Consider the following 21,594-nt stretch of genomic DNA (forward strand, 5'->3'; position numbering starts at 1 on the left):
GCCGTACCAACTGCGCCCCCGCTAATCGGAAGGGGTTGGCATTATGGCAAATGATTGAAAAAAAATTCAAACCTGATGCACAAGCAAGTTAACATTGCGGCGTTAAATCGGATGAAAGTCATGGAGATGGAACCACTGCATGGGTTTTGGTTCCGGTACTTTCAGGAATTTGTCATGGAGCTGTGACTGACATGGAGCCCATCAGGCTGGCAGTCAATGGACGCACTGATATCGGACAGGTGCGGGAAGAAAATGAAGACAGCATTCGCTGTCACAGCAATCCCGACCACCCTTTCGCCTATGTAGTGGTGGCCGACGGTATGGGCGGTTACAGCGGTGGTGCCACCGCCAGTCGCATTGCTGCAGATACATTGCACACCCAGTTCGAAACGCTATTAAGTTCTAGCTTCCTCACCTGCTCCCCGGAACAGCAACAGTTGATGTTGCGCGCCACACTGGTCGAAGGTATCGGCATGGCCAACCGGGAAATACTCCAGACCAAGCAGAGCCGTCCGCAGTTTTCCCAAATGGGGACGACACTGGTGGTGGCAGCCATCTGGCAGGATTTTTTGGTTGTCGCGCATATCGGCGATTCCCGTGCGTACCTTTGGAACAATTACGGCCTGCAACGTTTGACCAAAGATCACAGCGTGGTTCAGGAAATGATTGATTCCGGTCAATTAACGCCCGAACAGGCACAGACGTCCCAAGTAAGAAATCACATTACCCGTGCACTGGGCATTGCCGAGCCCGTGGAAGCCACGGTCAACAGCTGGACACTGAAGGAAAGTGCACTGTTATTACTGTGCAGCGACGGACTTACAGAATATCTCGACGACCATACCATCGAGCGTGTGCTTGCCACCTACCGGCCGGCACTGGAATGTGTGTACCACTTTATCGATGATGCCAATCAATGCGGCGGACGCGACAATATCAGCGCGGGCATTATCGAGTTCTGCCACCGCACCGATGCAGTGGTCGAATTTTCCGGCGACCCGATTACCCTCAAGCCGAAAGTTGATGAGGATATTACCGTACGCAAAACCCAGCGCTGAGTTTACGCCGGCGTAACGACTGATGAACGCCAAAACCGGTTACCAATACCGGTTTAAATCGCAATCTACTCGTACAAATTTACTCCTGAGCAAGCGACATGACACCGGATCGTCTGGTCGAATTTATTCCCTCCACTCTCGCAGTATTGCACCCCCACAAAATGCCATCATCGGCGGGGGATGCCATTGCGATGTGCCAATGGTTTGAATCCTGTGCTCGCGAGCACGACAAGTTGTCTTTCACACTGCCGTCTGGACCGGGCGACAACCGCTTCCCCGAAACGTTCTGGCCGGCACCGCCCAGCGTTCCCGCCACCCGCTACGCTCTTGCCAGCGCAACACGAGTGGCGCAACTGATTCTCTCCCCATCCGCACCGGTCCAATTCTGTAATTACCCCGGGTACAACCCAGCAGGGGATTTGCTGCCTGCGCTCGCGCACTCGCTGCGAGTCGCCGACCACGTGATAGCAAGTAATGGTGAACTCGCTTTTTCCCGCACGGACTTTGAACTGCCCGGGCCATTCACATTCCAGTGGCAACGGTTTTACCGACAATCCCTCATTGACGGCAGCGAGGCTGGCGGTGACAGCGACAACCGCTCACTCGACACTAGCGGTCTGGGACCCGGCTGGCGCCACAGCCTGAATGAATCACTGCAACTCCCCGACCCCCAGGGCGGCACTGATAAAAAAGTATTACTGCACTCTGCGGAAGGCCGTGTCATTGCCTTTGACCTTCCCGCTATTGGGCACGGATGTTTCAATCGCTGCGAGCGCCTGTATCTACTGCGGCAGAGCCTGCACAGCTTTCGTCTTTCGTCGTTTGATCAGCCGGACAAAATATTCCGTGCCGATGGCACCGGAATTCAGGTCCCATTGAGTGAAGTCCGCGATGCCAGTGGCAATACACTGAGTGTCGATTATCGCAACGGAAAGCCGGTCAAGATCGTGACATCCTGGGGACGCACACTTGAGTTTGTGTATCAGGGCGGGCAACTGGTTCGCATCGCCAACGGGCAGGACACGGAGCCCAGCCTTTGTGAATACACATTTGATGAAGCAGGCCATTTGCGGGACTGCCGAACTCCACGCGGACAGGAAAACTACGCTGTACACCACGGCGTGATGATCAGCCTGACCAGCCTGACCCTCGGTCATCTGGTACTGGCCTATGACCGCCTGCAGCGGGTACACCAGATTCAGATATTTGAAGATCCCGCACCCGCATCGCGATATACCCAAGGGCAGAGTTCAGAACAAGATTCGAATCCAGAATCGCGATCCGAAATAGCGGAGGGATGCGAGCCACCCGCGCCAATGCACTATCGACTGCGCTGGCGGGCGGGGAAGCACAACGGCAAACTCAACTGCATCCTGTCTACGCCAGATCAATTGGATATACATTGGCAATTTGATGCTCGCGGCGACCTGATTGAAACCCGCCAGGGCAGTCGCATTTCTACCAGACTGTACGATCACTACCGCAACCTGTGCCGCAGTGTCGATCCGCGGGGAGTCGACACCCTATTTCGCCACGACAAATTCGGCCGCCTGCTGCGCAGCACCTGCCAGCAACTGAATCACCGCTATGTATATGACGACAGTGGGCGATTGATTGCCGCCGGCGCCATCAAAGACAGCGACCAGGTGCACAGCTGGCGCTACCACTACCAGGAAAGTAGTGCGCACCCGTCGGCGATGGTGGATCCCGTCGGCAATCGCTGGCAGTGCGAACACGATGAACGGGGGCAATTGCGCCGGCTTATCGACCCGGAGGGCGGCGGGCTCGTTCTGGACTGGGATGCCCACTGCCAGCTGGCCCGCCTAAGCCACGGTGATCAGTTGTATACCTGGGAGTACGATGCTCAGGGCCGCATCACCGCGAAATACAGCTCCGAAGCACCCTCAAGACACTGGCAATACCAGGCCGATGGAACTCTCAATCAGGTCGCCATCGGCGATCGGACCTTCGCCCTCAGCAGTGACGAATACGGTCGCCTCTGTGCAGTGCATGCCGACGGGGAGCCGCTGCTACAGTGGCAGTACGATGGCTACAGTATGGTGCGCAGCATTCAGGACAGCAGCGGCCAGCGCAGGAATCTCCGCTATACGCCGCGCGGGCAACTGTCTGCTTTACAGTCCGGAGATACACCGTCTTCCAGTGACACCTGTCACTGGTATTACAACGAATACGGTCAGCTGGCACGCGCTGGCGACGGCAAAGGGTTTCAGCGCGAATGGCAATACGACCACTGCGGACGTCTCGCCGAATTTCACGACAGCGACAGCCACTGGTATCTGCACTACAACAGTCAGGGTGAGCTGGCGCAGATCCGCAACAACAGCGGTCAGCTGTGCAGTTTCCATTTCGACGTGTTCGGAAGACTGGTACAGGCCGCCAACGAGCACTGTTCACTGCGTTACCGCTACGACAAGCGCAACCGGCTTGTGGCCGAACACCAGGATCTCAATAGCGATGCCGGCGACGACGGCACTAAAGACAGCCTGAGTATTAACCACAGCTACGACAAACGGGGATGGCTGAAACGTTCCGCGTCCGCCCAGCTGAATATCGCCTACACCTTTTCCGCCGCCGGCGCCCTCTACGGGATTGATGCCAACGGCAATATGGCGGTGCGTATCGAATCGCAGCGAAAAGACCACGCACTCACCGGCAAACAAATATCTCTGGGCAATCACCAGCTGCGCCACGAGTATCGCGAGGGCGTCCTCGTCAGTATCCACAAGGGCGACAGGTTGCTGTGGAAAAACCGTGAAGCCGGACCGCCCTCGCCAGATACACTCGCCACAAATTCCCTCACCGTCGATGGTCGGTGGGACGCCCGCGGCAACCTTGTATCCGAGCGGCGCCCAGCAGACACCGGGCTTGCCCGCTACCAGTATCAATACGATGGCTGGGGCCTGCTGTACTGTGTGGAGTGCGGAGACTTCAAAACCTGGCTACGCTACGACCCTTTCGGGCGACGTCTGAGCAAGTCCAGCACCCATCGCCGCTCGCGGCGACAAAGACGCATTGCCAGTCACTGGTGTGGCACCGGGCTTTGGAACGAGAGCCACCAGCTGGACGGCAACCTCCTCGCCACCCATTTTCTACAGCACCCCGCCAGTGGTATTCCTCTGGCGCGCCTTTCACTGGATCCGGAGCCCACCCAACAACCGCGGGGCAGCAACAGCCCGTTCCCGGGGCAGCGGGAGTTTTTTGTTGCCGACGATAGTGGTCGAATAGTCGCGCTGCTCGGAGATGGTACTTTTGATAGCCATTCTGATAGCTCTTCTGATAGACCTTCGGATGGCACCGCGAATGACACTGGCGCGGCTCCGCGCTGGCAGTTCGATGGCAGTTCGCCCTCACTTTGCCCGGGCAGCTATCAGGGAATTCTGGGGATTTTCGACGTGGAGACTCGCCTGCTCTACCACAAGGGTCACTACGTGCTCGCGACAGCTTGTAGCCAGCATGACGTAACAGCAGCGGCCACCCTGGACGTCGGTTTACAGAGTTTTCCCCGCGTTGGCACCCATACGGCGTTGCCGGCAAACCCGAGTGCCGTGGAAAAAGCCACCGCTCTCGGCGACACAAGTGCCATCGACAGCGCGCCCGCCGACTAACTCCTCCACCCGTGACCGGTGCGAAAATTTTTTTCTACCGGCTCACACTTTAATAAAACAAAGCATCAACCAGCCAACGATTGACGTCCATTTCGCTTCGTAATCGCGCCACTTGCTTTAGCATGGTGCGAGCAAGACAACGCTGTCATTTTGGTGGTTACAAAAGCCAAACGGTGATTCGCCGCGGCAGCACCGCGCTTGCGCCCGAGACTTCCGCCTGAAACAAGCAACAATAAATCAAGGAAATGGCAATGAATCACACCCCCCGCAAGGGCCTCGCGAGGTCGACAAGCCTGGCACTGGCCATCTGTGCTCTCCCCGCAGCCGACGTATACGGTCACGGCACCATGGAGGTACCGGAGAGCCGCATTTACAACTGCTTTCTGAACAATCCGGAAAATCCCGCCGACCCGGCCTGCGCCGCAGCCAAAGCCGTCGGCGGCACCCAGCCGTTTTACGACTGGAATGAAATCAATCAGGCCAACGCCGCAGGTGATCACCGCGCACTGGTACCAGACGGCGAGCTCTGTTCCGGTGGCCGCAGTAAATATGCGGGCATGAACCTGGCCCGCAGCGATTGGCAGGCAACGCCGATTACGCCAAAGGCCGACGGCACTTTCGACTTTATTTTCTGGGGCACCGCACCCCACGCCACCGATGACTGGGTTTTCTATATTACCCGCTCCGGTTACACCGGCTCCGAGCCTCTGAAATGGGGCGACCTGTTTGAGTTCTGCCGGCTGGGCAATGTGCCGGTGGGGGCTGACAAACGCTACACCCTAAATTGCCCCCTGCCGCAGCTGACCGGCAAGCACGTCATTTACACCACCTGGCAGCGTTCAGACAGCCCGGAGGCCTTCTATACCTGCACCGACGTGATCCTCGGGGATGGTGGCATACCGAGCCAGTGGGCAGATGAGGGCGCGCTGCAAGCCTATTCGGATCTCGCAGCCGGCAGTCAGGTTACCCTGCGCCTATTCAACAGTAGCGGTAATGATCTGGAAACGGTCGGCTACACCCTGGGCCAGGATGCCAGTGCCGCTGACTGGGCCTTTGACTTTGCCAATGCCATCAACAGTCAGTCCCAGTATGCCCGTATCGGCGTGCTTGATCCGGCAAACGACACCGTCACTCCGGTAGTGAGCGCCTCGGAAAACCGCGTCTACACCCAGGCGGATCTCAACCTGAGCCACGAGGTGGATATCCAGCCTACGGATACTGGCGGCGATCCTGGCAATGGAGATGGCGGCGGTGATACAGGTGGAAACGGTTACGACTACACCTACCCCGATGGCATCGGCAATTATGTGCCCGGAGAAACAATAGTGCTCGGCAGCGACAACAACCGCTATCTGTGCCGCCCCTTCCCTGAGGGGCAATGGTGCAATATCAACAGTGCCTACCACTATGCACCCGGTAGCGGCTCGAACTGGTCCGACGCCTGGACACAGCTCTGAACACCCCGAACTTTTCACCCAAAAAAAGAAGCCCGGCAATGCCGGGCTTCTTAATTTCTGGCTCAGGTTGCGACAGAATGGGGCGACTGACGCAGCGTAAACATAAACAACAGCGCCGCTATTCCTCCACAGGTAGCAATGGCGGCGACCAGGGTGAGCGGAGAACCATCGAACACAGCACTGACAATAGCGATTGCTGCAGCGCCCAGCATCATCTGCAGAGTGCCGCCGAGGGCCGCAGCCGTTCCCGCAATGGGACCGTGATCATCCAGCGACAGCACCATGGTGGTGGGTACCACCAGACCGAGGAATGCGTTGGCAATTAACAGCAGAGCCACCAGCACCACAAAGTCATCCATACCCGCCAGGTTCAGCATCAGGTTAAATCCCGCAACCAGGGCAAAGCCGCTCACCGCCCACTTCACCACCGCGACGCCGCCAAACCGCTCACACAGGTTCGCGGCAAACTGGCTGGCCACAAAAAAACCCAGCGCATTCAGCGCAAAGGCAAGGCTGAACTGAGTGGGCGTCAGCCCGTAGTAGTCCGTATACAAAAACGCGGCGATAGAAAGGAAAGAGAAGAAGCTCGCCATACCCATACCGCCAATCAGGGTCATTCCCATGAATGTTGGATCCCGGAACAGCACCCTGAACGCATCGAACATGGCACCGACTTTTAGCGGCACTCGACTCTCCTCGCTCAGAGTCTCCGGAAGTGCGAAACGGATCAACAGCAGACTGACCACCGTTGCCGCCGCCACCGCATAAAACACCGATGGCCAGCCGAACGGCGCCATCAGCAGACTGCCCGCCAGCGGTGCCAGCATCGGCGAAATGGAAATCACCAGCATCACGGTGGTCATCAAGCGGGTTGCCTCGGTGCCGGTGTAACGATCGCGAATGATCGCCCGCGGAATCGACATCACCGATGCCGCGCCCACCCCCTGCACAAAACGCAGCCCGATCAGCCACTCAATGGTCGGTGCCAGGGCGCAACCGGTCGAGGCGAACAGAAACAGTACCAGGCCGAAATACAGTGGCGGCTTGCGCCCGAACATATCCGCCGCCGGCCCGTAAAACAGCTGGCAGACACCGAAGGCGATAAAAAAAGAAATCAGTGTGTACTGGGACATGGCCGTCGGCACACCATAATCCTCAGCCATCGCCGGCATGGCGGGCAGGTACATATCAATGGCAAACGGCCCCACGCAACTGAGCAAGCCCAGGATCAGTGCCATCTTCAATAAATCGGGTTTCATAAATATCGATATCCGGATAAATCGCCGGACGAATGAATGCCCGAACCTGCGCTGATTCTAACAGCCGTTTGTGTCAGTCCAAGCCCAAATAGTCACCGACAAGAACTGACTTCCACCAATCGCAGGGTCACAACTACAATAACCGACAAGTCATTTTTTTACCGAACCGGATTCCATGCCACACAACACCCAAGAGCCCTTCGTCATCGCCGGTGTCACCGTCGCCCGCGGCGAGACCAAAAAAATCGAACTGCCCATCGTCCGCCTGTACACCGACACCGAAATGGCCATCCCGGTTTACGTACACCGCGGCAAAAAACCCGGCCCCACCATGTTCGTCAGCGCCGCCATCCACGGCGACGAACTGAACGGCATCGAAATCATCAGCCGCCTGATCAACAGCAAAGCCCTCAAATCCCTGCGCGGCACCCTCATCGCCGTACCCGTCGTCAACGTCTACGGCGTACTCCACCAGTCCCGTTACCTACCCGACCGCCGCGACCTCAACCGCTCCTTCCCCGGCTCCGCCCGCGGCTCCCTCGCCGCGCGCATGGCACACATCTTCCTCGAAGAAATCGTCGCCAAATGCGACTACGGCATCGACCTCCACACCGGCGCCATCCACCGCAGCAACCTCCCGCAAATCCGCGCCAACCTCGACGACCAACAAACCCGAGAAATGGCCGCCGCCTTCGGCGTCCCGGTACTGCTAAATGCCACCCTGCGAGACGGCTCCCTGCGCCAGGCCGCCGCCGACCTCGGCGTACGCATACTCTTATACGAAGCCGGCGAAGCCCTCCGCTTCGACGAACTCTGCATCCGCGCCGGCGTGCGCGGCGTCCTCAATGTCATGCGCAAACTGGAAATGATCCCCGTCAAACGCGGCCGTCAGGGCATCGAACCTTTTGTCGCCCGCCGCAGTGGCTGGCTGCGCGCCGGCGACAGCGGCATCGTCAACCACAAGAAACAGCTTGGGGATCACGTAAAAAAAGGAGAAATCCTCGCCACCATTGCCGACCTGTACGGCAACGAACTGGACAAAGTTCTGGCGGATGCCGATGGCATCATTATTGGAAAACAGAATATTCCGCTGGTGCAGGAAGGTGAGGCGATGTACCACGTGGCTTATTTTCAGGAACCAAATGAGGTACTGGAAAATTTGGAGTTATTGCAGGATACGCTGCTACCGGAAGAAAATTTCTAGAAATCTTACCCAACGAAGTAACACTGCAAAAATCGAAGGGCGGGTGTCGGGTGCAGGTTTTCAGGAGCGTCGCAAACAGGACGTTTGCGCCGCAACGCCCAGGGATGGGTTTACAGTGGTCCTGAAAACCTGCACTCGGTGCCTGCCCGCCACTGAAGGTCGAGCAAAGCACCAAAGGCTACGAGGCAAAATACTTATTGCTTACGCACCAGCTCCAAAACCTCTTTGCTCGGGAAGCCCTGCAACTCAACGCCAGCCTCTTCCTCAAACTTCAGAATCGCCTTGCGGGTTCCACCACCGGCCTTGCCGTCGATCTCCCCATCGTAGAAGCCCTTCTCCTTCAGCTTGGTCTGCAGCTCCATTACCTCATCGGCCTCCAGCTTGGTAAACGGACGCTTCCAGTCTTTACTCAGCGGTGCCGCACCACCAATCTGATCCGCCAGAATACCCACCGCCGCCGCATAGCGATCCGAATTGTTGTAGCGCTTGATTACAAAGAAATTCTTCAGCATCAGGAACGCCGGACCCTTGCGACCTGCCGGAACCTTCAACTCCGCCATATCATCCGGACGCGGGAACGACTTACCGCCCACGCGCTTGACACCCAACTTCTCCCACTCCGAAATTTTCAGCTTTCCTCCCGGCAACTTGCTCTCCGGAATCGTCACCTCATAACCCCAAGTCTGCCCGGTAACCCAACCGTTTTTCTTCAGCAGATTCGCCGCCGTCGCCAACGCATCCGGCACCGAATTCCAAATATCGCGCTTACCGTCGCCATCCATATCCACCGCGTACGCCTGGTAACTGGTCGGGATAAACTGCGTATGGCCCATGGCACCGGCCCATGAACCGGTCAGGTGGCTCTCATCGATATCACCACTCTGTAAAATTTTCAGCGCAGCCAGCAACTGACTGGTGCCAAACTTCTTACGCTTTGGATCCGCATAGGCCAGAGTCGCCAGTGAACGCACCACACTGCGCATCACCGTCTTGTTATCCAGAATCGCCCCGAAGCTCGACTCCATCGACCAGATCGCCAGCAGGATATTCGGATTCACCCCGGACTGCTTCTCGATCTTATCCAGCCACGATTTCAACTCTTGCTTCTTCGCACGCCCGCGTTTGACCGCAAACTTGGTAATGCGATTATCGAAGTACTGCCACGCCGGTGCCTTGAACTCCGGCTGGAAGCTCGCCTTGTCCAGCACCCACTGGTCCGGCGAATCAACACCCTTGAAGGCGCGATCAAAAGTCTCTGCGGTAATACCCTCTTTCTCCGCTTTCGCGCGAAATTCTTTTTTCCACTTCTCAAAGCCCGGGTCGGCCGCAGCCCCCGCGAGCATGGGAAGTGCACAGAAAAAAGCAAACAGGATGGAAACAAGACCGGTACGACGCACCGGGGAAAAGGCAACCTGGCCCATAACAGCTCCTTGGCAAGTAACAGCTCGCTCAAGGGTAGAACGGAAGACAGGCAACGGAAAGGGAGGATTGGCGCCAGTCACGAAAGCTGTGACTGGCCCGACACTATATTCCACGCGCTGAGAGCTCAGCGCGATACGCTGGAGGCTCCAATCAACCAAAGGAAACGGCTAGCTCGCCGGAGGAATCACGTAAAACAGCACCGCAAAGAAATGCAGTACACCGCCCGCCAGCACAAACAGATGCCAGATGGCGTGGTGGAAGCGCAGGCTGCGCCACAGGTAAAAAGCGATACCGCCGGTGTAGCAGAGACCGCCGAGTACCAGCAGCATCAGGCCACCGGGTGCCAGGCTTTCCATCAGCGGCTTAATGGCCGCGATCACCACCCAGCCCATCAGGGCGCTCAGGGTGATCGATAGCGCACGGATTTTTTTCAGCGGCGTGAACTGGATAATCAGGCCCAGCAGTGCCAACCCCCAGATCACCCCGAACAGGGACCATCCCCAGGGCCCGCGCAGGGTAACCAGGGTAAAAGGTGTGTAAGTGCCCGCTATCAACAGAAAAATTGCCGAGTGGTCCAGGGTGCGCAGCACCTGCTTGGCGGCGGGATGGGTCACGCTGTGGTACAGGGTGGACGCAGAGAAACACAGAATCAGCGTAGCGGCATAGATACTGCTGCTGACGATATGCCAGGCATCCCCGCGCAACGCAGCAAAGGCGCACAACACTCCCAGGCCGGCAATGGCCAGAATGGCACCCACCCCATGGGTGATGCTGTTGGCGATCTCTTCGGCAAAGCTGTAGCGAGTGGCGACCTTTGCGGTCAGGCTGTTGGACATGGCGCTTACCCGTGGTGCAGTTTCCGTGGATCAGGTGTGCCTGCCAGTATGGCAGAAAATTGTGACTGCAAATTGAAATACAGTCTCATGATCAGGAAATGTACGCCGGGAGGCAAGCGCTGTTTGAGACCGGCGGGTACCGCCGGTCTCGGCAGGGTTTCGGCAGTGGCGGATTACACGCTGGCGTTGTGAATCCCCATGTCACACAGGGCAGAGGTCTCGCGCACGATGGTCTGCACGCGGTCCGGGCCTGTGGAGATAATATCGATGGGCGCACCAACCAGCTCCTCGATGCGGGCAATGTAGTTACGCGCCGCCTGGGGCAGCTCGGCTTCACGGGCCACGCCAAAGGTGGTTTCGCTCCAGCCGGGCATGGATTCGTACACCGGCTCAACACCTTCCCAGCCCGCGGCATCAAACGGTACCGGCACGTCTTCACCGGCACTGTTGCGGTAGCCCACGCAGATTTTTACTTCTTCCAGACCATCCAGCACATCCAGCTTGGTCAGGCACAGGCCGGAGATGCTGTTGATGCGGATCGCATGGCGCACGGCGACGGCATCGAACCAGCCGGTGCGGCGCTGACGGCCGGTGGTAGCGCCGAACTCGTGGCCTTTTTCACCCAGGTGACGGCCCACATCGCAGCCCAGCTCGGTGGGGAAAGGACCGCCGCCCACGCGAGTGGTGTAGGCCTTGGTGATACCCAGCACGTAGTCGAGATACAGGGGGCCGAAACCGGAACCGGTGGCGGTACCGCCAGCGGTGGTGTTGGAGGAAGTGACATACGGGTAGGTACCGTGGTCGATATCCAGCAGGGAGCCCTGGGCGCCCTCAAACAGGATGTGTTCGCCGTTTTCACGGGCGTTGTGCAGGATGTCCGCCACGTCGGCGATCATCGGCACCAGGTCCTTGCGCCAGGTTTCCGCGAGCTTGAGGGTTTCCTCGTAGCTTACCGGATCCGCCTTGTAGTACTGGGTCAGGGCGAAGTTGTGGTATTCCAGCAACTCTTTCAATTGCGCACAGAAGTTGTCCCAGTTACACAGGTCGCCAAGGCGCAGGCCGCGGCGCGCCACCTTGTCTTCGTAGGCCGGGCCGATGCCGCGGCCGGTGGTACCGATGGCCTTGGCGCCACGGGCTTTCTCACGGGCCTGATCCAGGGCCACGTGTACCGGCAGAATCAGCGGGCACGCCGGAGACAGACGCAGGCGCTTGCGCACAGGGACGCCGGCGGCCTCCAGTTCACCCATCTCTTTTTCCAGGGCTTCCGGAGACAGCACCACACCGTTGCCGATCAGGCAGGTTACGTCCGGGCGCAGAACGCCGGAGGGGATCAGGTGCAGTACGGTCTTTTCACCATTGATCACCAGGGTGTGGCCGGCGTTGTGACCGCCCTGAAAGCGGACTACCAGTGCGACTTTCTCGGTCAGCAGATCGACAATCTTGCCTTTGCCTTCGTCGCCCCACTGGGTGCCCAGCACCACTACGTTCTTGCCCATGTGCGTAAATCTCGTTTCGTCAGTTCAACGGTCGGTTCAACAATAGACGGGCGGAAAGAAAACGTTGGCCGCGCCCGTCCAGCGGCCAACCTGTGTAATACCTGGACTGAAAAGTCCGATTCAATCGAATAGCTTAGGGTTCAGCCCCGCGCTTTCACCACCCAATGGTCGCCTTCGCGCACCAGTTCGCGGTCGCAGCGGGCCAGGGTCTCGGTATCATCGCTGCCCTCACCGGGCATGGCGTTAATCACAATCTCGCCATCGGCGCGCAGGCTGCCCACCAGTTGCCACAACTGCTCGCAGTCGCTGGCCGGAGCCAGAATCGCAGCGGCTTCAGAGCCACCGTTCTGACCGAGGGTATTGATCGCTACCAGGTCGGTACTGAAGCCGGTGGCCGCGCGGTCGCGGCCGAATACGGCGCCGATGCCGTTGTAGCGGCCACCGTTGGCCAGTGCCTGGCCGTGGCCCGGCGAGTAGGCGGCGAAAACCAGCCCGGTTTCGTAGTCGTAACCGCGCATTTCGCCGAGATCAAAAAACAGTTCTACCTGCGGATAGCGGCGCGCGATGGCATCCGCCACCTGCTGCAATTCTTCCAGCGCATTGACCAGCGCTTTGGGCCCGTCCGCAAACAGCTCACTGGCGCGGGCCAGGCACTCGCTGCCGCCGGCGAGGCGCGGCAGGCTGCGCAGCCATTTGGCCGCCTGCGCGTCTTCAATATTCGCTTCTACCCAGCGCTCGATATCCGCTACCGCCTTGCTCTGCAGCAGCGCCGTAAGTGCGCCCTGCTGATTCGCATCGAGTTGTGCGGCCTCGGCGAGGCTGCGGAAAATGGCTACATGGCCAAGATCCAGGTGAATCTCGCGGATACCCGCGGTGCGCAAGGTCTCCACCATCAGGCTGATGACTTCGATATCCCCCTGCAGGCTCTCCACACCGTAGAGCTCGGCACCGATCTGAATGGGCGCACGCGGGCCCATGGGCGCACGCGGGCGGGTATAGAGCACCTGGCCGGCGTAACACAGGCGGTTGGCACCGCTTCTGGGGAAACTGTGGGAGTCGATACGTGCGGCCTGTGGAGTGATATCCGCGCGGATACCCAGGCTGCGGCCGGACAACTGGTCGGTCACCCGGAAGGTGCTCAGGTCCACATCGCGACCCATGCCGATCAGCAGGGAATCGGTAAATTCCACCATCGGCGGAATGATCATCTCGTAGCCCCAGCGGTGGTACAGGTCCAGCAGGTCTCTGCGCAGGGTTTCCACCCGCTTGGCGTCCGCGGGCAAAATCTCGGCGATGCCATCCGGTAGCATCCAGCGTTCGGCTTGGGTCATGATGTGGGCGTTCGACAGTTAACAGTGCGGCCACAGTGGCCGGAAGAATTCTCAGTCCTGGAGATCAACCAAAGAGCATCAGCAGGGCTGTGCCGGCGAGCATGGATAGCAGCCCCGCCGTGCGCAGGCTGCGATTATCCACAGATGCCAGCTGCTGCACCAGTGCACGCCAGCGCTTGGGGTAGAGAAAAGGCAGTATGCCTTCGATGATCAGCACCAGGCCAATGGCCCGGACCAGCTCGTCCCACACGGCAGCGACACCTACAGCGATTCAGCACGGAGGCTCAACAGAGATTCAGTAAACAGGCCGGCACAAAAAAACCGGGCGCCGGCCCGGTTTCGAGGATTTTACCACTAATTTGGCAAGGTGTGGCCACTAGAGCTGGCTGATCGGACTACTTCGGCCGAGGCAAAGGTGTCGATGACGGGGGCAAGCTTGCGAAACCTTCACCGCCATGGATGGCGGTGCAGAGCCCCCAGGGATGGGTTCACGGCGTGTTTCGCAAGCTTGTACCCGTCAGCGGCACCGCCACTGTGGTCACAACAAAGTCCACTACTTGCCAGAAGGATCCTTCAGATAACGGAAGAACTCGCTGTCCGGCTCCACCAGCAGCATGTCGCTCTTGTCCTTGAAGGACTCTCTGTACGCGGTCAGGCTGCGGGAGAAACGGTAGAACTCCGGGTTCCTGCTGTAGGCCTCAGCGTAGATCTTGGCGGCCTCGGCATCACCGGTACCGCGCACCTCTTCCGCTTTGCGGTAGGCTTCGGATTCGATCACCACCTTCTGACGATCCGCATTGGCGCGGATGCGCTCACTGGCTTCCTGACCTTTGGCGCGGTGGTCCCGTGCTTCCAGTTCACGACCGGCGCGCATACGCTGGAACACCGATTCCGACACCTCGGGCGGCAGGTCGATACGCTTCACCCGCACATCCACAATCTCGACACCGAGGTCTGTCTGTGCGGTCTTGTTCAGGTTCTTGGTGATTTCCCCCATCAGCTCATCGCGCTGACCACTCACCACCTCGTGCAGGTCGCGCACACCGAACTGGTTACGCAGGCGGTTGTTGATCTGCTCGGCCAGCAGTCGCACCGCGTTGCGCTCGTCACCACGGGTGGCGACGTAGAAACGGCCCACGTCAAAGATGCGGAACTTCGCGTAGGAATCCACCATCATGAACTTGTTTTCGCTGTTCAGCATCCGCACCGGCTGGGAGTCGACGGTCTGGATACGGGCGTCGAACTTGCGCAGCTCGTGCACCAGCGGGATTTTGAAATACAGGCCCGGCTTGTAGTCAGTGCGCACCACTTCACCAAAGCGCAGCAGCACGGCTTTTTCGGTTTCCTTGACGACGAAAGCGCTGCTGGAAACCGCGAGTACGGCCAGCAAAACCAGAGCGATGACAAAAAGAGACTTGTTGCTATTCATGGTTTCTCTCCTTATCGCACTTCACGGCTGCGGCGGCTGTTGGACACTTCGGTACGCAGCTGGTTGATCACCCGCTGGGAGATCTCGTCGATTACCTGCGGAGAAATCTGCGGGCGCTGGCTGGCGCTGGAAGCGCTGCCTTCGGCCAGTTTATCCAGTGGCAGATACATCATGTTGTTGCCGCCCTCGACATCCACCATCACCTTGGAGGTGTTGCTCATCACGTCCTGCACCGCGTCGAGGTACATACGCTCGCGTGTTACTTCCGGCGCACGCTCGAACTCGGTCAGCAGTGCGGTAAAGCGCGAGGCCTCACCGCGGGCGCTTTCCACAACACGAGATTTGTAGGCTTCCGCCTCTTCAATCATGCGCTGAGCCTGACCGCGGGCTACCGGAATCACCTGGTTGGAATAGGCCTGGGCTTCGTTCTGCAGACGCACTTCGTCTTCACGGGCGCGCACTACGTCATCAAAGGCGTCCTGCACTTCCCGCGGCGCCTTGGCGTCGGTGAGGTTGACCACGTCGACGCGAATGCCGGTCAGATACAGATCGAGATATTCCTGCAGGCGCTCCTGGGTGTCGGCAGCCACCTGGGTACGATTCTGCGAGATAACGCCGTTCAGGGTTTGCGAACCGACCACGTGACGCAGGGCGCTGTCGGTGGCTTCCTGAAGGCTTTTCAGCGGATCCGCCACGCGCAGTACGAAGGACTCGGCATCGTCGATGTGCCACTGCACCTGCAGCACCACGTCCACGATACTGGCGTCTTCGGTCAGCATCTGGCCGGTGGTACGCTCGGTACGCACCTCGGTCATATTCACCTTGGTGACATTATCCATCAGCGGCGGGTTCCAGTGCAGACCGGCGGTCTCGGTGCTGTGGTATTTACCCAGACGCAGTACCACCGCGGATTCGTTCGCGTCTACCTGGTAAAAGCCCCACAGGCCGTAGACCACGGCGAGTACGATCAATACCAGCGACCAGGGGAAGCTGGCGCCGCCGCCGGGACGGCCGTCGTCTTCGGAAGGTTTGCCACCGAACAGGCCGTTCAGCTTCTGCTGCATCTTGCGCAGCACTTCATCCAGATCCGGCGGGCCATCGTTGTTGCGATTGCCGCCACCCCAAGGGTCCTTGTTATTACCACCCGGTTCGTTCCAGGCCATTTATCAACTCCAACTCTGCAATTTATTAATCATTAGCTGACGCAAATTCTAGCATTGATTGCCTAGGTCGCGCCGAGCAGTGGGATCCGTTCAGTCCACTTCCCAGTCTTCGGGCTTGGGTTCGTCTTCCGGTTTTTCCGGCAGCCACTGGGGCGGGTTCGACACCTCGCGGAAGGGGGCCATCAAACGCTGCAGCTCCGCGCGGGGCAGCAACACCTGCAATTCTACGTCGCCGTTGTCGCGGTAGTTTTCTCCCTGCACCGCATTTCCCTCAAATAACTGCGCGCGCAGGCGCGCGTGCTGCGGGGGAATGACAATGGCGCCACTTACCATCTGTTCGCCGAGGCGCTCGGCAATGGCCTCTACCAGTAAATCGCAACCGGCACCGGTGACTGCCGATAGCCAAACCGCACGAGGCACACCCTGATCGTCGCGATCGATACGCGGTTCCGCGTCAGCCAGTAGATCCAGTTTGTTGTACACCAGCAGATGGGGCAAATCCGCCGCGCCAATTTCCTCGAGTACCGTCTGAACCTCTTCAATCAAATGCAGGCGATTCTCCGCGGCAGCGTCCACCACGTGGAGCAACAGAGTGGCATTGGCCGCCTCTTCCAGGGTGGCGCGGAAGGCTTCGACCAGCCTGTGCGGCAAGTGCGACACGAACCCCACGGTGTCGGCAAGAATCATTGCGCCGACATTTGGCAGATCCACCCGGCGCATGGTCGGGTCCAGGGTCGCGAATAGCTGATCCTGCACGTAGACATCTGCATCGGTGATGCGATTGAACAGGGTGGATTTTCCGGCGTTGGTGTAGCCCACCAGTGAGACCGTAGCCACTTCCGCGCGGGAGCGCGCGCGACGGCCCTGGTCGCGCTGGCGGCGCACCTTGTCCAGGCGCTTTTCGATGGAGTCAATGCGTGCGCGCAGTAATCGACGGTCGGTTTCCAGCTGAGTTTCACCGGGGCCGCGCAGACCGATACCGCCCTTCTGCCGTTCGAGGTGGGTCCAGCCGCGCACCAGGCGAGTGGACATATGACGCAACTGCGCCAGTTCCACCTGCAGCTTACCTTCGTGAGTTCGCGCGCGCTGGGCGAAGATATCCAGAATCAGGCCGGTGCGGTCGAGCACGCGGCATTTGAGCTCGCGCTCGATATTGCGCTCCTGACTGGGCGACAGGGTGTGATCGAAGATCACCAGCGCAGCGTCGTGCTTGGTGACGGTCTCACGGATCTCTTCGAGTTTGCCGCGGCCGACAAAGGTTTTGGGGTCGGGAGTGGCGCGCTGGCCAAAAATAAACGCCACCGGGTCGGCACCGGCAGATAATGCCAGCTCTTCAAACTCCCGTGGGTCGTCGGGGCTGTCGATGGCAGAAAGCTCCAGATGTACCAGCACAGCCAGCTCTCCGGATTCCGGGCGATCAAAAAACAAGGATTATTCTCTTGGGATCAATAGTTGGGCCCGCACAAACTGATGAATGTACCGGCGCCGAACAACAGACGCCCCGGGCGAGCCGGGGCGCTGAATACAACGTTACGCAATTTTGCGGGATGACAGGCACTGTAGCCGACGCCGCGGACAGCGGCGCTCTGCAGAACATTGCATCACAGCAGACGACGATTTAGCCGCCGAAGCTGTCGCGCTCACCGCCCTCAGGGGCACCACCTTCACCGCCCGGGCCTGCCGGATTCATCAGCGGCACACGCACGGCGCGGGAGGGAACAACGGTGGAAATTGCATGTTTGTAAACCATCTGGCTTACGGTATTTTTCAACAGTACGACAAACTGGTCGAAAGATTCGATCTGGCCCTGCAGCTTGATGCCGTTCACCAGATAGATAGAAACCGGGATACGCTCTTTACGCAAAACGTTCAGGTAAGGGTCTTGTAAGCTGTGCCCTTTTGACATCTTTGTTCTCCTTGCCAAAAGATAAGTCGCCAGATGACGCACGATCGCGTCCGCGAATCCCGCGGACTGAAGAAACGGCCATGGTAATGAGGCGTATAAAAAAGAGCCAAAAGTTATCGAGGCTCTGTGAGTAACTGACTGAATTGGGACGGATACACCGGCCCACTCACGTTATGGCTGCTCAACCAAGAAATTTCAAGGCCTCAGGCAACATTTCATCGATTTTGCGGACTTTCCCGCCAGGGGCCTGAACGCCAATCCGGTTCAACTCGGGCCAACGTCGCAGCCAGGTGAGCTGACGCTTGGCCAGCTGGCGAGTGGCGGCGATACCCGCCGCCACCATTTCATCGTAATTTGTGTCGCCGTCCAGGTACTCCCATACCTGACGGTAGCCCACCGCGCGAATCGCCGGCAGATCCTTGTGCAGATCGCCGCGGGTCCGCAGCGCTTTCACCTCGTCGAGAAATCCGTTTTCCAGCATCCGCTCGAAGCGCTCCGCGATGCGCCGATGCAGGATACTGCGATCCTCCGGCACGATGGCTAGCTGCTGCACATCAAAGTGCGCCACCGGCGAGGTCTGTGCCTGTTCCGCGCGCAGCTGGGTCATGGTCTTGCCGCTGAGGTGATACACCTCAAGGGCGCGTTCGATGCGCACCGAGTGATTCGGGTGTAACTCGGCTGCCAGAGCGGGGTCCACCTTGCGCAGCTCCTCGTGCAGCGCTGGCCAGCCCTCGCGCTGCGCGCGCGCTTCGATCTCCGCGCGAAACGCCGGATCCGCCTCCGGCATCTCCGCCATGCCCTGCAATAGAGCCTTGAAATACAACATGGTTCCCCCCACCAGCAGCGGAATCTTTCCGCGCCCGCTGATTTCCTCCATCGCCGCCAGCGCGTCGCTGCGAAAGCGACCCGCAGAGTAGCGCTCGGCGGGATCGCAGATATCGATCAGCCGATGAGGGTATCGGGCCAACTCTTCCGGCGTGGGCTTGGCGGAACCGATATCCAGCCCCCGGTACACAAGCGCAGAGTCCACACTGATCAGCTCCACCGGCATCTGATCACTGATCGCCATGGCCAGATCGGTCTTGCCGGAGGCGGTGGGGCCCATCAGAAAAATGGCGCGGGGGCGGCCTTCAGCCGAAGCGTTCAACTTACTGACCTCGCAGAAACCACTTGTCCATATCTCCCAACTTGATTTGAGTCCAGGTCGGGCGGCCGTGATTACATTGGCCGCTGCGCTCGGTGCGCTCCATATCCCGCAACAGGCCGTTCATTTCCGGAATGGTGAGTTTACGATTGGCGCGCACGGAGCCATGACAGGCCATGGTAGAGAGAATCTCGTTGATCTGGTTGCCGATGCGGTCGCTGCTGCCTTCCGCCAGCAGATCGCTGAGTACATCCCGCACCAGCTGTTCCACCGGCGCACCGTGCAGCATGGTGGGCACCTGACGCACCATCAGGGTTTCCGGGCCCGCGCGCTGCAGCACAAAACCCAGCGCAGTGAACACTTCCTCACGTTCTTCAAACCAGTCCGCCTCGCGCTCGCTCACCGCCAGACTCACCGGCACCAGCAGTGGTTGCGCCTGAATACCGCCGGCGGCGTGGGCGGTTTTCATCTGCTCGTAGACAATGCGCTCGTGGGCCGCATGCATGTCCACCACCACCATACCGTGCTCGTTCTGGGACAGAATATAGATGCCATGGAGCTGGGCGATGGCGAAACCGAGTGGTGGCGCTTCGCTTTCAGACTCTGCAGGCAGCTGTTGCGACCAGCTGCCCGCGGTTGGCGCGGCTACCGGTGCTTCCTGCACGCCGCCCTCAAACGGCTTGTGCAGTTCACAGTAACCCTGCATCTGTTGCTGGATACGCTGGGGTGACGATTGCGGACTGTACCCCTGACCAGTAAACCCACCAGCTTGCGGAGCGGGCTGGGATGGCGCCGACGACAGCGGCATCCGCTCCTGCCCGGAAAATTCTCCCGCGGCCACGCCGGAAACCTGTGGCGACGCAATCTGCTCCTCGCCCTCTTCACGAGCGCCCGGGCGCACATCCGCCAGCGCCCGGTGCAGGGAGCCGAACAGGAAGTCGTGCACCAGGCGGCTATCGCGGAAGCGCACCTCGTGCTTGGTGGGGTGGACGTTCACGTCCACCGAGGCAGGGTCCAGTTCCAGGTACAACACAAACGCCGGATGGCGACCGTGATACAGCACGTCGGCAAACGCCCGGCGCACCGCATGGCTCACCACCCGGTCGCGAATCGCGCGTCCGTTCACATAGAAAAACTGCAGGTCGGCCTGGGAACGCGAAAACGCCGGTTCCGCCACCCACCCCCACAGGCGCAGGCCGCTGCGCTCCATTTCGATATGCAGCGCATTCTGCATAAACGCCGGGCCACACAACTGCGCAACGCGCCGCTCCATTTCTGCACGGCTGGTCCCGCCGCGCAGGTTGTGCACGCCCTTTCCGTTGTGGCGCAGGCTGATGGAGACATCGAAGCGGGAGAGTGCGAGGCGTTTGATGGTCTCGTCGACGCGATTGAATTCGGTTTTTTCGGTACGCAAAAATTTGCGGCGTGCGGGGGTGTTAAAAAACAGATCCCGTACTTCCACGGTGGTGCCGCGGGGATGGGCTGCTGGCGCCAGCTGGGTTTCCATCTCGCGCCCCTCTGCGGACACAACCCAGCCTTTGCCGGTTTCGTCGCGGCTGCTGGTCATGGTGAGCCGGGCGACGGAGGAGATACTGGCGAGCGCTTCGCCACGGAACCCCAGTGTGGCGACGGCTTCGAGGTCTTCCAGTGCGTGGATTTTCGAGGTGGCGTGGCGGGCCAGGGCCAGATGCAGGTCGTCTTTCTCAATCCCCTTGCCGTTGTCCCGCACCATGATGCGCTTGGTGCCTCCCGCATCCAGATCCACTTCCAGGCGGGTGGCACCGGCGTCGAGGCTGTTTTCCAGCAGCTCTTTAATCACCGATGCGGGGCGCTCCACCACCTCACCGGCGGCGATCTGGTTGGCAAGTCGAGGGGAGAGTAATTGGATATTTTCTGGCATTGGATCTTGGTGTTTTGTCTAACCCCGCTGCCACTCAGGTCGGAGTTCTAAAATAGGCCGTGGCGCCAGAGCACCGGGTATAAGTTTTTGGAACCGAGCTAGGCGCCCCCCTGTGAATCCATCCCTGGGCGCTGCGGCGCAAACATCCTATTTGCGACGTTTCCAAAAACAACACCCCAGCACTCCCGCTTAAATTCGAATCTCACTACTTCGTTAGCGGAAGGATGAAGCTACCTGCGGGGCATATACGAAGCCAAAATGCTGGGGATGGGTTTTCAAAAGCGTCGGCGACAGGGACGTCGCCGACGCAGCGTACATGGACGTATTCACAGCGGTTTTGAAAACCCATCCCCAGTGTTTTGG

At 59.3% G+C, this 21,594-nt stretch carries 16 protein-coding genes; 4 read left to right on the forward strand and 12 right to left on the reverse strand.

What is annotated here, in order from left to right:
• Positions 1-191: 191 nt before the first annotated feature.
• The 3 genes from ACYX4K_RS14070 to ACYX4K_RS14080 all read left to right on the forward strand — a co-directional run bounded on the left by ACYX4K_RS14070 (position 192) and on the right by ACYX4K_RS14080 (position 6,141).
• The gene (locus ACYX4K_RS14070) at positions 192-1,058 is read left to right on the forward strand and encodes a Stp1/IreP family PP2C-type Ser/Thr phosphatase (RefSeq protein WP_475091503.1); all 867 of its coding nucleotides are present in this window, start codon (positions 192-194) and stop codon (positions 1,056-1,058) included.
• A gap of 98 nt (positions 1,059-1,156) precedes the next feature.
• Positions 1,157-4,684, forward strand: coding sequence for a DUF6531 domain-containing protein (locus ACYX4K_RS14075; protein ID WP_475091502.1), 3,528 nt, complete (start codon positions 1,157-1,159; stop codon positions 4,682-4,684).
• A gap of 251 nt (positions 4,685-4,935) precedes the next feature.
• The gene (locus ACYX4K_RS14080) at positions 4,936-6,141 is read left to right on the forward strand and encodes a lytic polysaccharide monooxygenase (protein WP_475091501.1); all 1,206 of its coding nucleotides are present in this window, start codon (positions 4,936-4,938) and stop codon (positions 6,139-6,141) included.
• A 62-nt stretch (positions 6,142-6,203) separates the two neighbouring features.
• Here ACYX4K_RS14080 and ACYX4K_RS14085 read toward each other — a convergent pair whose 3' ends face one another.
• On the reverse strand, positions 6,204-7,400 hold the full coding sequence (locus ACYX4K_RS14085) for a multidrug effflux MFS transporter (protein ID WP_475091500.1): 1,197 nt from the start codon (positions 7,398-7,400) through the stop codon (positions 6,204-6,206).
• Positions 7,401-7,575: 175 nt separating this feature from the next.
• On the opposite strand from ACYX4K_RS14085, the gene ACYX4K_RS14090 reads away from it, so the two are divergent.
• Positions 7,576-8,604 (forward strand): succinylglutamate desuccinylase/aspartoacylase family protein, encoded by a 1,029-nt coding sequence (locus ACYX4K_RS14090; protein WP_475091499.1) that lies wholly within the window; start codon positions 7,576-7,578, stop codon positions 8,602-8,604.
• 194 nt (positions 8,605-8,798) lie between these two features.
• Here ACYX4K_RS14090 and ACYX4K_RS14095 read toward each other — a convergent pair whose 3' ends face one another.
• From ACYX4K_RS14095 to mutL, 11 genes are all read right to left on the reverse strand, one after another.
• Positions 8,799-10,025: a lytic murein transglycosylase gene (locus tag ACYX4K_RS14095; RefSeq protein ID WP_475091498.1), complete on the reverse strand. Its 1,227-nt coding sequence runs from the start codon at positions 10,023-10,025 to the stop codon at positions 8,799-8,801.
• 168 nt (positions 10,026-10,193) lie between these two features.
• A complete protein-coding gene (trhA, locus tag ACYX4K_RS14100) occupies positions 10,194-10,862 on the reverse strand; it encodes a PAQR family membrane homeostasis protein TrhA (RefSeq protein WP_475091497.1) in 669 nt (222 codons plus the stop codon).
• A gap of 173 nt (positions 10,863-11,035) precedes the next feature.
• Positions 11,036-12,358, reverse strand: a complete 1,323-nt coding sequence (locus tag ACYX4K_RS14105; protein WP_475091496.1) for an adenylosuccinate synthase — start codon at positions 12,356-12,358, stop codon at positions 11,036-11,038.
• 140 nt (positions 12,359-12,498) lie between these two features.
• Positions 12,499-13,689: an ATP phosphoribosyltransferase regulatory subunit gene (locus ACYX4K_RS14110; RefSeq protein WP_475091495.1), complete on the reverse strand. Its 1,191-nt coding sequence runs from the start codon at positions 13,687-13,689 to the stop codon at positions 12,499-12,501.
• Between the two features lie 64 nt (positions 13,690-13,753).
• Positions 13,754-13,939, reverse strand: a complete 186-nt coding sequence (locus ACYX4K_RS14115; protein WP_475091494.1) for a DUF2065 domain-containing protein — start codon at positions 13,937-13,939, stop codon at positions 13,754-13,756.
• A gap of 303 nt (positions 13,940-14,242) precedes the next feature.
• Positions 14,243-15,118, reverse strand: a complete 876-nt coding sequence (gene hflC, locus ACYX4K_RS14120; RefSeq protein WP_475091493.1) for a protease modulator HflC — start codon at positions 15,116-15,118, stop codon at positions 14,243-14,245.
• Positions 15,119-15,129: 11 nt separating this feature from the next.
• Positions 15,130-16,281 (reverse strand): FtsH protease activity modulator HflK, encoded by a 1,152-nt coding sequence (gene hflK, locus ACYX4K_RS14125; protein ID WP_475091492.1) that lies wholly within the window; start codon positions 16,279-16,281, stop codon positions 15,130-15,132.
• Positions 16,282-16,371: 90 nt separating this feature from the next.
• Positions 16,372-17,709, reverse strand: coding sequence for a ribosome rescue GTPase HflX (gene hflX, locus ACYX4K_RS14130; RefSeq protein WP_475091491.1), 1,338 nt, complete (start codon positions 17,707-17,709; stop codon positions 16,372-16,374).
• 190 nt (positions 17,710-17,899) lie between these two features.
• Positions 17,900-18,187, reverse strand: a complete 288-nt coding sequence (gene hfq / locus ACYX4K_RS14135) for an RNA chaperone Hfq (protein ID WP_010132407.1) — start codon at positions 18,185-18,187, stop codon at positions 17,900-17,902.
• A 181-nt stretch (positions 18,188-18,368) separates the two neighbouring features.
• Positions 18,369-19,292, reverse strand: a complete 924-nt coding sequence (gene miaA, locus ACYX4K_RS14140; protein WP_475093913.1) for a tRNA (adenosine(37)-N6)-dimethylallyltransferase MiaA — start codon at positions 19,290-19,292, stop codon at positions 18,369-18,371.
• 43 nt (positions 19,293-19,335) lie between these two features.
• Complete coding sequence (gene mutL, locus ACYX4K_RS14145; protein WP_475091490.1) at positions 19,336-21,231, reverse strand: DNA mismatch repair endonuclease MutL; 1,896 nt, start codon at positions 21,229-21,231, stop codon at positions 19,336-19,338.
• Positions 21,232-21,594: the final 363 nt, after the last annotated feature.

It is taken from the genome of Microbulbifer sp. ABF4_107 (genome assembly GCF_056312215.1).